This is a genomic window from Leptospira sarikeiensis (assembly GCF_004769615.1).
Taxonomy (GTDB): domain Bacteria; phylum Spirochaetota; class Leptospiria; order Leptospirales; family Leptospiraceae; genus Leptospira_B; species Leptospira_B sarikeiensis.
In genome coordinates, this window is the sequence record NZ_RQGF01000009.1 from 213,368 (window position 1) to 227,500 (window position 14,133).

Consider the following 14,133-nt stretch of genomic DNA (forward strand, 5'->3'; position numbering starts at 1 on the left):
AGGGTAAGGAAAACCCCTGGAATTGACAAGCAAAAGAGAACCGGAAATTCGGGATTCGCCCCGATGGATTTTCGGGGCAAAAAGAGGAGGCTACTCCTCTTTTACATTCTCCTGAACGTACTTTCTAAACTCAGCTTCGCTCATCTTGTCCGCATATAATGGATAAAGAGCCGTAATCAACTCTTCCAAGGTGGGGAATTTTGCCCCGTCGAGCTTGAATGCCATAGGGTCCTCTGCCAGGTAAGGATTTCGGGATCACTCTTAAGGAATAAGCCCGTTTACCGTATTCTCTAACCATCATTTTTATGGTTCTAAACAATAAAACTAGAAAACGAACAGCCTTCGCTAGAAAGCACGAGTGATTTTCCATTTTGAAAAGCTCTACTTACGTTGGTCTTCTATCCCCAAAACTAAAATATCATCTTTTGGTTCGGAACTTCCTAAAAATTTTAGAAGATCCTCTTCTATTCCTCCCAGAAGTTCCTCTAAATTTTTGGAATCTCCTGTTCTTAGGAAAGCAAGCACCCTTTCTATTCCGTAAAAATCTCCGGGCAACCTAGAAGATTCCGTAAGTCCATCCGTAAAACATAGGATCCTGAATCCTTGTGTAAGAGAGATCTCTTTATCTTCGAAATCGAAATTTTCAAGAAGACCAACAAGAGGATTTTCGCATTCGATCACATGCTCTTCATCCTTGGTCTGTACTAAAACCGGAGGAGAACCCGCAAGAGCTAACGTGAGTTTTTTCCCGTCAGGAGAAATTTCCAAAATGGATGCGGAGAAGAATGTGGAAACATTTCCGTATTTCCCATGAAATTCAGAACTGATCTCGGACAAAAGTTTTCCGGGACTTTCTTCCTTCATTCTCAGATCCTCATAAACGCTTCGGATCAAAATAGTGATGAGTGCGGCTTGGATCCCATGGCCTGTGGCATCCGCAAGAAAGATCCGGATCCTAGAGTCAGGAAATTCTACTATATCGTATAAGTCCCCGCCCACTTCCGCCAAAGGTTTATGCAGGATCCTGAATTTAGTTTGGCCGACCGTTTTTTCCATCCGGTCTTCGAGATGTAAAAGCCCTTTTTGGATCTCTCTTGCTACATTCAGATCGTTTTGGATGAGCCTAAGAGCATTTCGAAGTTGTTTGGTCCGATCCTCCACTCTTCTTTCCAAATTTCTAGAAAGATCCAAAAGTCTATCCAAACTATCCGAACTTCTAATGGATAAGAATACGGACTGGGCCACTAAAAACATGAATGCACCGATATTCGTAAAATATCCCGTATCCAGATAGAAAGTTGCGTATAAAATATCATGGATCATTGCAGCATACACGAATACAAAACCGGCAAGTATGATCAATGCACCTTTTCTTCTTCTTAATGCTGCCTTGGTAAGGGAGAATAATCCTAAGGTCCCGGCAAGAAATGCCACAAGATAATAGATAGTGATCGTAAATGTGAATATATGGACCGGAAAGATAAGGACCACAAGACATGCACCGATCGCGATCCACCAAACTAGGTCCACGAGGATCCTTTTGAGTTCTCTAGGAAATACTGAAAGGATATAACTTAGGAAAACAGGGATCGCGAGATAAAAGGTGATATATTCTATTCTTACGTAATGATGGTATTTTAGAAATTCAAGATATTCTGAAATGATCCTGGTCCCGGAAAAAAGGCCTCTCCCCGCCATGATCACGCAATATAGGCCGAAATACATGGAGGCGGATTCTCCTCTTCTTACGACCGCATAAATTAAATGGAGTAAACCGATACAGAAAAGCCCTCCTGCAAGGAACATATCCAGAAAACGTTCCGCATGCCAGGTTTTCTCTAAAGAAGAAGCTGTCCCGAATCGGATCGGAGCCCAAAAACCGCCTAGTCTATGATCCTTATTGGCGATCTGCATATCGACTTTGATCTCTTCTCCCTGTGGAGAAAATTTTACGAACCGATTGCACCAAGCAGGTTGGACTTCGAAGATCGTGATATCGGCTCCGGAAGGAATATCCACTTCGCCGCAGGAAGCTAAAAGTTTTCCATCCACATACAAAAAGTAGGAAGAACTTTGTTCTTGGATAATAAATGCCAAGTCTCCGTAATTTTTATCCAGTTTAATCGTAAGTTCATAGGTTCCGTATCCTTCTCCGAGCCTAGAACCATTTCTGCCGTTCCAAGAAGAAGGAACGCTTACGATCTCATGAGAATTTTGGGATTCTTTTCCGGAACTTTTCCAATACAACCAAGTAAATTTCCAAAGCCCTGAAAGTACGATCGGGCCTTGGGTATTTAGATCGTAATCTTTGATCTCTAAAAAGCCTTGGACCACAGAAGGATGATCCGATTTTTCCGAACCATCGGAGCATCCAGAGAGCCCGGCCATAAAAAATAAGAACACAATACAGGTGAGAAGGTTTTTCATTTGGATCAAAATCGCTTTGGACCGAAACCGATTTCGGCGGCTTAGGACCTTGGGATTTTTTCATAAGAAGAAGAACTTAAAAGCAAAATTTATCCCGAGGCGAAAGCGACTTTCGGTCTTAAAAGTACCTTCTCCCATAAGGGCTAAAAAAGCGTTTAAAATAGGAAAAATTTGTTTGAAAATATAAAACCCTTCTTGACAAAAAAGAAGCTCATCCGACTATAACAGAAAAATATCCAATAAATTGGATTAAATTTCCGAGATTACAATCGGAAGGGACGTAAAATTGAATACTATGAAAGCAAAATCTACCACATCGCTAATACGCTCTTTCAGCAAAGGCCTCGCGGTTCTTACTTTGGGGGCTCTTGTTTCCTTCTCTGCATACGCGGATGATACCCTCTTAAACGTTTCTTTCGATCCAACTCGTGAATTGTACGAAGAGATCAATAAGAAGTTCGTAGAATCCTGGACCAAAAAAAGCGGCAAGGCTCTGAGTATTCAACAATCCCATGGCGGATCCGGTAAACAAGCAAGAGCAGTGATCGACGGATTAGAAGCCGATGTAGTAACTCTTGCTTTAGCTTACGATATCGATAGTATCGTTGCAAACGGCGGACTTGTTTCTAAGGACTGGGAAAAATCTTTCCCGAACCATTCCACTCCATACTACTCTACCATTGTTTTCTTAGTTAGAAAAGGAAATCCGAAAGCGATCAAAGATTGGGACGATGTTGTAAAACCAGGGATCGGAGTGATCACACCAAATCCTAAAACTTCAGGCGGAGCTCGTTGGAACTATTTAGCAGCTTGGGGATTCGCTAAAAAACAATACAAAACAGAAGAAAAAGCGATCGAGTTCGTAAAAGCTTTATATAAAAACACTTCCGTTCTTGATACAGGCGCAAGAGGTTCCACAACTACTTTCGTTCAAAGAGGGATCGGTGACGTTCTTCTTGCTTGGGAAAACGAAGCAGAACTTGCTCTATCCGAATCCAGAAAAGCTAACGGTGGAAACGCTCAATTCGAAGTGGTTTATCCTAGCACAAGTATCCTCGCGGAAACTCCGGTTGCAATCGTAGAGAAAGTTGCTGCGAAAAAAGGAACTACTGAGATCGCTAAGGCTTATTTAGATTTCTTATATACTAAAGAGGGACAAGAGATCATCGCAAAACATTTCTTCCGCCCGAACGACGCTGCGATCCTGAAAGCAAACGTAGCAAAATTCCCGAAACTTCAATTATTCGATGTAAGAAGTATCGAAGGATCTTGGGCAGCAGCTCATAAAAAACATTTCGCTGACGGAGGGCTTTTTGACTCTATCTACGGCGAAGCTAAGAAATAAGTAGGAACTCCTACGAAACTCTTTATGAAAATCGGAGCCGCCCTAGGGCGGCTCTTGGTTTGACGAAATAGGGTGTTTCCCAAGAATCGACTTCAAAGGGTCCCTCTAGATTGAAACTGATCATTCGCCCATATTCAAAAACAAGCTTCGGTCTTTCTTTAGGCCTCACTACGTTCTACCTGAGCCTTCTGGTAATTATTCCTTTATCTGCATTATTTTTCAAATCCGCTACCTTAGGAGTTTCTGGCCTCTGGGAAGTATTCTCCGAAGACAGGATCCAAAAGGCTTTGTATTTAAGTTTCGGGGCCGGTGGAGTCGCAGCTATCATCAATCTTTTTGTTGGATTTCTTTTTGCATGGGTCTTGGTTCGATATGAATTTCCGGGCAAAAAAATCCTAGATTCTCTTGTGGATCTTCCATTCACTCTTCCCACGGCCGTTGCGGGGATTGCATTGACTACAATCTACGCACCAAATGGTTTTATTGGAAAATATCTGGAACCATATGGAATTAAGATCGCGTACACTCCGATAGGGATCGTGATCGCTTTAGTTTTTATCGGATTCCCATTTGTTGTTCGCACAGTACAACCTATCTTGGAAGACCTTCCTAAAGAATTGGAAGAAAGCGCCTACTGTTTAGGAGCGACTCGTTTCCAAACATTTACAAAAGTAATTTTACCCGAACTCATTCCTTCTCTACTCGCAGGGACCAGTATGGCATTCGCAAGAGGGATCGGAGAATACGGATCAGTTGTTTTTATTTCAGGGAACTTACCCGGTAAAACGGAAATACTTCCACTACTTATCGTAACAAAGTTAGAACAATACGAATACGCAAAGGCGACCGGGATCGCAGTGCTCATGTTAGTATTATCTTTTACGATCATGTTCGGGATCAATTATCTACAAAACCGCGCATCTAGGAGGCTAGGATGAAAGAGTCTGAGTCTATCTGGATCCGCTTCGCTTTAATCGCTTCCGTATTGGGGTTAGCGTTTATCATTCTGATATTACCGATCACCGTTGTGTTCTTAGAAGCTTTTGCACAGGGTTGGGACGCATATCTGCAAGGTCTCCAGGATTCGGATACTATTTCCGCAATGCTCATGACATTAAAGGTCGCAGGGATCGCGGTTCCACTCAACACCGCGTTTGGTTTAGTAGCGGCATTTCTTTTGACCAGATTCGAATTTCCCGGCAAAAATCTTTTACTCACTATCATAGATTCTCCTTTTGCGGTTTCTCCGGTCATTTCGGGGCTAATCTTTCTCTTGTTATTCGGAAGACAGGGTTGGCTCGGAGATACATTAGAAGAATGGAATATTAAGGTCGTATTTAATACTCCAGGGCTTGTAATCGCAACAGTATTCATCACATTACCATTCGTAGCCAGGGAATTGATCCCTCTTATGCAAAGCCAAGGAAAAGAAGAAGAGGAAGCCGGAATACTACTAGGCGCCTCTCTTCCACAAACATTCATAAAGATCATCATTCCTAATATCAAATGGGGTCTGCTTTACGGTTTGATCCTATGTAATGCAAGAGCAATGGGAGAATTCGGTGCGGTCTCCGTTCTATCTGGGCATATACGAGGAAAAACGAATACTCTTCCTCTGCAGATAGAAATGTTATATAATGAATATAATTCAGTAGGAGCTTTTTCTGCGGCGTCGGTACTTGTGTTTCTTTCCTTACTTACATTGATCCTAAAAACTCTTTTGGAAAGAAACCTTCGCCGAAAAGAAGACTCAGAAGAAACGATTGCTCCGGAAAAAAATACTCAGGTTGCCAAATCTTAGGAGAAAAGAATGTCTATTGAAATTCGAAATGTAAGCAAACGATTTGGGAAATTCCAAGCCTTAGACCAGGTAGACCTGACAATTCCGGAGGGAGATCTAGTCGCGTTACTCGGTCCTTCCGGTAGCGGCAAGACCACTCTACTCAGGATCATTGCTGGATTAGATACTCCGGACGAAGGAGAAGTACTATTCAACGGAGAAAAATCTAAAACGAAAAACTCCAAAGATAGAGGAGTAGGATTCGTTTTTCAACATTATGCATTATTCCGTCATATGACGATTTTCGAAAATATCGCTTTCGGCCTGAAAGTTCGTCCCAGATCCACAAGACCTTCTAAAGAAGAGATCAAAGAAAAAGTCTTCCAACTTTTGAAATTGGTACAATTAGAAAATTTCCATAATAGATTTCCTTTCGAATTATCCGGGGGGCAAAGACAAAGGGTCGCATTGGCGAGAGCTCTTGCGATCGAACCTAAGTTTTTACTTTTGGATGAACCCTTCGGAGCCTTGGATGCAAAGGTAAGGAAGGAACTTCGCACTTGGCTCAGAAGATTACATGACGAGATCCATATCACGAGCGTATTCGTAACCCATGACCAGGAAGAAGCGTTAGAAGTAAGTGATTCTATTGTGATCTTAAGATCAGGAAAGATCGAACAGATCGGTACTCCTGACGAAGTTTATAATAAACCTAAAACTCCTTTCGTATTCCATTTCTTGGGAGACGTGAACTTATTCCATGGAAGGATCAATGAAGGGACCGCAAAGATCGGAGATCTTCATGTAGATACTCCTGAACATTCGGACGTTGTAGACAAGGAAGCAGTAGCATACGTTAGACCTTATGATGTGGAAATCACCAGATCTTCCTCCGAAGGAATTCCGGCAGAGATACAATATATCCACTCCACAGGAAGAAATGTTCGGATCGAATTAAAACGATTGGATTCAGGTACTCTGATCGAATCTTTATTGGATCAATCTGCTTTCAAAGAGCTGAATCTACTTCCAGGTGAGACTGTATATCTTCGGATCAGAAAGGCGAAGGTATATGTGGAATACATGGAAGATTTTTCCATTTAATCCTAAATTTTTTTCCGGATGGAGTAAAATTCAGGTCCGGGTCGGTCCAAAATGGAATAAGCTTATAAAGCTAAAATTTCTTTTGGGGAGAAACTCAGATGGTCCGTTTTATTTTCGTTCAAGATGCCAAGAAGGCCAGGAGCGAAAATGGATGGATAAATCCAAGACTCCTCTTCATTCCCCTCTTTTTTATACATCTTTTCTGTGTAACTTCTTCTTCCGTTACTCAAACCTCGAACATAAGATCCAATCCGAAACCGGAAAAAAATAGATCAGAACCATCATTTATAGACAAATTCAATCTAGCCTTAATAAGCGAAGAAGGAATTCCAACCGGTTTAGAAGACGATTTGAAGGAACTCCTACTTCGTTCGGAAAGGATCAATCTTGCAGATCGGAAAAAAACCGCGGACGCGTTAAACGAACTCTCCTTAAATCAAACAGGGATCACAGATACCCGAAATTCTCCAAAACTCGGAAAACTTTTATCCGTTCAAAAGTTGGTCTATCTTAAGCGACAAAAGGAAAAGTTTTCCCTGGAGCTTATGGATGTGGAATCTTCTAAATCAGAATTCATTCGAAGTTTTACGGAAAAAAAGTCCGAAAAAATTTACACTGAATTACTAGGATATCTCACTCAGAATCTTCTTTTAAAAAATCTAAACGGTTTGAAGCCTAAGAACTCAGATATTAAGATCAGTTTGTCCTCTTCCCGGCCTGTCTATTTTACGAACGATCCAGTACAATTTACGATACGTAGTTCGGAAGATTGTTATATTCATCTGATACTTCTACAAAGTGATGGTGAAACGATTTTACTCTTTCCAAACGCTTTTAATTCGAATAATTTCCTGAAAGCGAATACCGATCTGATCGTTCCGGATGGAAAATCGGGATATATTCTGGCAGCGGGAGAACCTTACGGAAAAGATTCTATAAAGGTAATCGCAAGCAAATCTCAACTGAATCTATTCTCGACTAGATCATACGGCGATTCTCCGTTCGGGATCATCGAAAGACCTATTGAATCCGTTAACCGGGGTATCAAATTAATACAAACAAGTTTGCCGGAAGGAGAATGGAACACTTCAGAACTGGAGATACAAACGAAAGAAAATTAGATAGGAAACTTTTCGGATCCGACATGGCCCAAAAAAAATAGTATCCCTACTCTTCTCAGAGAGGTAGGGATTTTGTTATTTCGGAGCAAGAATTTATTTAGTTAGTATCTCCGTACCTGTGCCATTGCCCCAGGTGCCTTCCAAACGATTGCCACCATTTTTGACAGTATAGATCACCGGATACGTATCACCCCAATCAACAGTAAGAGTGCTACCGCTCAAGGAGCCTGTTCCAGTAAAACTATTTCCTACAGTCCATTGAAAATTATAAGATCCGTCTTCGTTTAAAGTAATCGTGACACTTCCTTTGTATTTACTTCCGTCCGGATTGGTTCCTGTTACTTTGTAAGTACCATAAACATTCGATGTCTGCGCACTTAAATAAGAGAAGGAAACCGTCAAAACGATCACGGTAAATAAAGCCAGTATCTTGGCTTTAGGATTTCTAAACATGAATACCTCCACGTGAGGGGAAAATCAAAACATACATGGGAATCTTAGCAAGATATTTATAGATAGGATGAAAACATTTATTTCCATATGGAATGGCTCTAAATGCAGGAATCGTATCCTCTTAGTATCCATTTCCTGGAATCCGCAGGATCAATGACCGCATCTATCTCCAGATAAGAAGCCATATTGATTGCCTTCCCTCTTTCATAAGCCTCTGCTACCAATCGTTCGAATAAAATTTGTCTTTCTTTCCAATCCTTCACTTCGGCGAGTTCCTTTTGGTAACCTGTACGGATTTCCCCTTCTATACCCATCGCTCCGAATTCACCCGTTGGCCAAGAGATAGTAAACACAGGAGAATGAAAACTTCCCGCCGCCATAGCCATCGCTCCTAAACCGTATCCTTTTCTAAGAATAATTGTAAAGACTGGAACTTTTAAAGAGGCACCCGCTTGGAAAAATTCAGCCGCCTTACGAACTAAACCTTTTTTCTCTGCATCCGGCCCCACCATAAACCCGGGTGTATCACAAAGAAATAATATAGGTAATTTTAGAAGATCACAGAATTCTAAGAATTTTCCTGCTTTATTCGCACCTTCCGCATCTATCGCCCCTCCTAAATGAGCAGGATTATTAGCGATTAAACCTAAAGGTCGCCCTTCTATCCGGACCAAGGAGGTAACGATTCCTTTTGCATGATCTTTTTGGAATTCGACCACGGAATTCGTATCTGATAGAGTATCGATTACGGATCTAATATCATATGATCTCAGGCGATTTTCAGGAATTAAACTTCTAAGGAATTTCTGGTCTTTACATTCTGTATTCTTAATATTTCCTTGAGAATAAGATAAAACTTTTTTTGCAATAATTACTGCTTCTTCTTCATTTCGAACTAGAATATCGATCACTCCGTTTTTCGCTTGGGTTTCGGCAGGTCCGATATCTTCTGCCGAAAAATTTCCGAGTCCGCCTCCTTTTACCATTACAGGACCACCCATCCCGATATTAGAATCCTCCGTTGCGATTCGGATATCACTCGCTCCGAATAAAGCAGCATTTCCGGCAAAACATCTTCCGGAAGCGATCGCTATTCTGAGGCTCTTTCCCCTTAATCCTGCGTATTTTCGAAAAGTATGCAAGTCCAAACCGGCGACTGCAGGAACATCCACTTCTCCGGGACGTCCTCCTCCTCCTTCCGTAAAAAATACCAAAGGGAGTTTTTGATTTTCAACCATCTCCAAAAATCGATCTGTCTTCTTATGATTCATTGCTCCTTGGGTCCCCATAAAAACTGTATAATCATAAGCTAATACAGAAATTCTTGATTGATGAGGATCGAATAGATCTTTGTTCACAGTTCCAAGCCCTGCAATCAATCCATCCGCAGGGCTCAGCTTGATCAATTCTTCCAAAGATCTTCTTCTTCTTTGGGCTGCGATCGCAAGAGCGCCGTATTCTACGAAACTCCCAGGATCACAAAGATCAGCTATATTCTCTCTCGCGGTCCTTTGTCCTCTTTTATGCCTTTTTGTTACTGCCTGTGTCCTGGATCTATCCTCGTTTAGTGCAAGGCGATCCAAAAGTTCCTTTAAGTCTGGACGTATTTCATTCGGATCAATTTCTTCAGATCTTTGCCCAATGGAATTTTCATCAGAACTAGGACGGATCCAAAATAGAGCTTCTCCTTCCGATACCACTTTTCCAGGGGAGATAATTGTTCTTTCAATGAACCCGGTTATTTCAGAATGTAATAGATGTTCCATTTTCATGGAGGAAAGAAGAGCGATCTTTTCGCCTTTACGGACCAGATCGCCTTCAGAAGGATAAATTTCCAAAAGATTCCCTGTCATAGGAGAAGAAAATAGAGCAAGACCTTCCGGAACTTCTTCTTGCTCTTTAATATTTTCTAAATTACTTTTGGGAATAAGATCGAATTGGAATTTTTTATGAGCGGCTCCCTCATTCGAGATCAATTCTGCAATATTGTGTTCAATAAATTTTGTTCCAACAGAGTAAGTTCCGAGTTCTTTTCTTTGTAATAGATTAAGAAGAAACGGGAGATTCGTAGAACAACCTTCTATCCGGAATTCAGACAGTGCTCGATACGCAGACTTAATTAATGAAGTAAGTTCCGAATGTTTAGATCGAACGATCAGTTTCGCAAGTAACGGATCGAAATTCGGATTTATATCGTATCCTGAATATGCAAAACTATCCACTCGGATCCCCGGGCCGGAACTTGGTTCGAAGATATGTAGTTTCCCGACTGATGGGATGGGTTCTCCCTTAGTATTCCATGTTTCGGAATTGATCCGTATCTGGAGAGCATATCCTTTCGGTTCAGGAATATCCTTTTGTTCTAAACCCAGATCTTTGAAAGATTTTCCTCCCGCAATTTGTAACTGAACTTCTACTAGATCTGATCCAGTGATCTCTTCGGTAATCGTATGTTCAACCTGAAGTCTAGGATTGGATTCTATAAAATAGATATTTGACTTAGGATCGATCAGGAATTCGAAAGTTCCCAAACCCTTATAAGATAAATGTTCAGCGATTTTTATAGAATACTCTAATATCTTTTTGCGAATATCCGGATCTAAAAATGGAGCAGGAGCGATCTCTAGTAATTTTTGGTTCTTTCTTTGTAAGGAGCAGTCCCTTTCCCAAAAATGTAATATTTTTCCGGACCCGTCTCCTAAGATCTGAACTTCTACATGCCTTGCTTCCGGAAGATATTTTTCGATATATAGATCGGGATTTCCGAATGAATGTTTTGCTTCTTCGGAACAAATACGAAATTGTTCCTCGATCTCTGTTTGATTTTTTATCAGCCTTATTCCTCTCCCTCCTCCTCCTGCCAAGGCTTTGAAGAGAAAATCTCCAAACTTAGAATAAAATTCCACAGCATCCGAAATATTTACGATCTTTCTCAATCCCGGCAATGTAGGAACTCCTAAGGATTCCGCAAGGATCACTGCCTTCAACTTATCACCTAACGTTTCCAATACGGATCCGCTCGGCCCTATAAAGATCAACCCGAAAGATTCACAGCTTTTTGCGAAATCGGAATTCTCACTCAAGAAACCGTAACCAGGATGCACCGAATCGCAATGTTCAGATTTAGCGATCGATAAGATCTTTTCATGATCCAAATAAGCTTTAGGTCCGATTCCCTTTAAAGGAAAAGACAGATCGGTAACTAATCTATGTCTTGAATTAGAATCATCTTCTGAATAAATAGAAACAGTTCTTATGCCTAAAGATCCCGCAGCTCTCGCGATCCGGATTGCAACCTCTCCACGATTCGCAATTAATAGTTTAGATAATTTCATAGATGGGCAGAAGTTTTACCAGGAAACATAAGCAGTCGATCAATTTTCAAATGACCACTAAAGGCAAAACTCATTTCGTTTGAATGCAAAACCGATTGTAAGCCATCGCCAAATAGAAATTCCTATAATTAATATATATTAAATTTACATAATATATATTATATGACTTTCAATCTTCGCTTTTCAGAATGAATAGACCCGAACAAAATGGAAGAGTACATTTACTGTTTTTCGAAAAGGCGAAAGAATCCGGAAAGAGTATTGAATTTCTTTCTCAAACTCTCATTTGGTTTGATTTAACAAATGATCAATATATTGCACAAATGAATAAATCATTATCCAAAATAACGATTCTTATTTCCAATATATTGGAAATAATTATAGAGCTAAAACGGGGCTTTTACTGAACTGGCTTTAGAAGGAAATTTATATGCCTGCAAGCACATTATCCAAATCTAACAGCTCCAAAAGATCAGTAAGCACTAAGAAACAAAAAAGTCCGAAAGCTGAAAAGGAGATCCTGAAAAGCCATATAGAGGGGTTAAGCCTACCGATCGTTTATTCTCCTTCTTCTTCACAATTTGCAAATCTGAAATTTCTGACCGATTGGATCCGCAAGAATCATAAAGAAATTCAAAGAGATCTTTTAATATACGGCGCGATCTTATTCAGAGGTTTTGATATCGGTTCCTCCGAAAATTTTGAAAAAGTTGCCTTAGGGTTAGATTCGAATCTTTCAGAGGCGTATTTAGGGACTTCTCCTAGAGATAAAAAAACGAAATTTGTTCATACAGCAAGCGAACTTCCTTCCGCATATCCGATCATGCAACACGCAGAAATGAGTTTTCTAAATCACCCTCCTAAGAAACTTTTCTTCTACGCGAAAATTGCTCCGAAAAAAAACGGAGAAACTCCTATCACCGATCTAAGGACCGTTCTGAGAGAAATGCCGGAACATATTTCAGGAAAAGCGGAGAAGTTCGGCATCAAGTATATTCGTCACTACGACGGGCCCGGCTCTTCACGTTATAGTCTTTGGAAAACAAAACGATGGAGCGAGATGTTCAAAACAGAAGACAAAAAGATCGCTGAGAAAGAATTTAAAAAACAAAATTTCGAACATGAGTGGTTACCTGGAAATAAATTAAGATTAATTAATTCCCAAGTCGGGATCAGGAAACATCCTAACTCAGGTTCCAAAGCGTGGCATAATCATAGCCAAACTTTCCATATAGATTCTCCTAGATTGGAATATAAATATATTTTTCAGAGACAAAAAACTTTGAGAGGGTTCGGAGTATATTTGATCTTGAATCTTTTGACTTTTATTAAAAAGGCATTCCAAAGTTCGGAGGAACTTGATGTTCATGCGACTTACGGCGACGGATCTGAAATTTCTCAAAAAGATATTAAAACGATCTTAGGTGTCTTTTGGAGAAATATACAGATCTTCTCCTGGCAGAAAAACGATATCCTTTATATAGATAATTATTCTGTCTCCCACGGAAGATTACCTTTTACGGGAGAAAGAGAGATCCAAGTCGCTTGGACGGAATAAAGATCTAAAGCAAAAAACCTCTGGTATTCTTCCGCATAGATAAACGGAAAATAAAGATCCGAGGTTTTTATTTTCCTAAAGTCTCATTACATCCATTAAACATTCTGCATTTTTGTTTTTGATAAAACTACTCTCCGTTACGAAACTTAAAAAAGTTTTTAAAGAAGGATTTTTATTTTCAGAGATCCAAAATACCGAAACCGGCAAGTATAATCGTTTGATTGGAACAAATTTGGTATCTGCAGGCGCAAAGTTCTGAGCTCCTAAAATCGTTAAAGAAACTCCTTTTCCAGTCGCTACCAGTATAGGACAACTTTCCCTTTCGTTCTTTATATAAACCTTGGGCTTGATACCACTTTGTTTAAAAAGTTGGGAAATCGTATCGTAAAAACTTCCTGCATCTTTTTTGGGATGTAATATGATAGTTTCGTCCTTTAATTCCCTAAGTTCGATCTCTTCTTTCTTTGCAAGAGGATGTCTTTTAGGTACAAGAACTCCAAGCTCCTCGTCATGGACTGGAAGTTTTTCTAAACTAGGATCTGAGGTAATTCCTTCCAAAAAGCAAATATCGAATTGAGCGGATTTTAAACCCTTTATGATCCTATTTCTGGACTCTTGATGTAATTGGAGTTTGATCCTGGGAAAACGATCCTGAAATTCATTGATGATCTGCGGTAAACTCGCCATAAAAGTCGTAGTCGAAAACCCAATGCTCAGTCCTCCAGCCTTGAGTTTACCGATATTACGCACTTCCTTTTCAATATTTTCTGCTTTTGCTATAATCTCTCTTCCTTCTTTTAACAAGTAAACACCGGCACCGGTCAGCTTAACCTGTCTTGTAGTCCGTTCGAATAATTTAGTGGAAAGCTCTTCTTCTAAAGAAGAGATAATCCTCGTTAATGGAGGTTGTGCCATTCCCAAAATTTCGGCGCTTTTTCGGAAGTTTAATTCTTCCGCTACGACTATAAAAGATCTTAGTTTGGATAAATCCATATATTATTGATACCTAA

At 40.3% G+C, this 14,133-nt stretch carries 11 protein-coding genes; 6 read left to right on the plus strand and 5 right to left on the minus strand.

Annotation, left to right across the window (positions count from 1 at the left end; genetic code table 11):
* Positions 1 to 90: 90 nt before the first annotated feature.
* Together EHQ64_RS20460 and EHQ64_RS04070 are read right to left on the minus strand one after the other, a co-directional pair.
* A complete protein-coding gene (locus EHQ64_RS20460; RefSeq protein ID WP_008589440.1) occupies positions 91 to 225 on the minus strand; it encodes a hypothetical protein in 135 nt (44 codons plus the stop codon).
* Between the two features lie 156 nt (positions 226 to 381).
* Complete coding sequence (locus EHQ64_RS04070; protein WP_135648219.1) at positions 382 to 2,427, minus strand: PP2C family protein-serine/threonine phosphatase; 2,046 nt, start codon at positions 2,425 to 2,427, stop codon at positions 382 to 384.
* A 295-nt stretch (positions 2,428 to 2,722) separates the two neighbouring features.
* Here EHQ64_RS04070 and EHQ64_RS04075 point away from each other — a divergent pair, with 295 nt between their 5' ends.
* From EHQ64_RS04075 to EHQ64_RS04095, 5 genes are all read left to right on the plus strand, one after another.
* Complete coding sequence (locus tag EHQ64_RS04075; RefSeq protein ID WP_135648220.1) at positions 2,723 to 3,772, plus strand: sulfate ABC transporter substrate-binding protein; 1,050 nt, start codon at positions 2,723 to 2,725, stop codon at positions 3,770 to 3,772.
* Between the two features lie 110 nt (positions 3,773 to 3,882).
* A complete protein-coding gene (gene cysT / locus EHQ64_RS04080; RefSeq protein WP_135648221.1) occupies positions 3,883 to 4,710 on the plus strand; it encodes a sulfate ABC transporter permease subunit CysT in 828 nt (275 codons plus the stop codon).
* Complete coding sequence (gene cysW, locus EHQ64_RS04085; protein WP_135648222.1) at positions 4,707 to 5,573, plus strand: sulfate ABC transporter permease subunit CysW; 867 nt, start codon at positions 4,707 to 4,709, stop codon at positions 5,571 to 5,573. The genes cysT and cysW overlap by 4 nt, the downstream gene beginning before the upstream one ends.
* 9 nt (positions 5,574 to 5,582) lie before the next feature.
* Entirely contained in the window at positions 5,583 to 6,656 is a 1,074-nt protein-coding gene (locus EHQ64_RS04090) for a sulfate/molybdate ABC transporter ATP-binding protein (RefSeq protein ID WP_135648223.1), read from the plus strand.
* Between the two features lie 98 nt (positions 6,657 to 6,754).
* Positions 6,755 to 7,777: a DUF4384 domain-containing protein gene (locus EHQ64_RS04095; RefSeq protein ID WP_135648224.1), complete on the plus strand. Its 1,023-nt coding sequence runs from the start codon at positions 6,755 to 6,757 to the stop codon at positions 7,775 to 7,777.
* Positions 7,778 to 7,870: 93 nt separating this feature from the next.
* On the opposite strand, the gene lfb1 is transcribed toward EHQ64_RS04095, so the two are convergent.
* Complete coding sequence (gene lfb1, locus EHQ64_RS04100) at positions 7,871 to 8,230, minus strand: LIC10280 family protein (RefSeq protein ID WP_135648225.1); 360 nt, start codon at positions 8,228 to 8,230, stop codon at positions 7,871 to 7,873.
* A gap of 98 nt (positions 8,231 to 8,328) precedes the next feature.
* Positions 8,329 to 11,565 carry an acetyl-CoA carboxylase family protein gene (locus EHQ64_RS04105; RefSeq protein WP_135648226.1) on the minus strand — a complete coding sequence of 1,079 codons (3,237 nt, stop codon included), beginning with the start codon at positions 11,563 to 11,565 and terminating at the stop codon, positions 8,329 to 8,331.
* A gap of 430 nt (positions 11,566 to 11,995) precedes the next feature.
* On the opposite strand from EHQ64_RS04105, the gene EHQ64_RS04110 reads away from it, so the two are divergent.
* Positions 11,996 to 13,123 carry a TauD/TfdA family dioxygenase gene (locus EHQ64_RS04110; RefSeq protein ID WP_135648227.1) on the plus strand — a complete coding sequence of 376 codons (1,128 nt, stop codon included), beginning with the start codon at positions 11,996 to 11,998 and terminating at the stop codon, positions 13,121 to 13,123.
* Between the two features lie 75 nt (positions 13,124 to 13,198).
* Here EHQ64_RS04110 and EHQ64_RS04115 read toward each other — a convergent pair whose 3' ends face one another.
* A complete protein-coding gene (locus EHQ64_RS04115; protein ID WP_135648228.1) occupies positions 13,199 to 14,116 on the minus strand; it encodes a LysR family transcriptional regulator in 918 nt (305 codons plus the stop codon).
* Positions 14,117 to 14,133 lie beyond the last annotated feature (17 nt).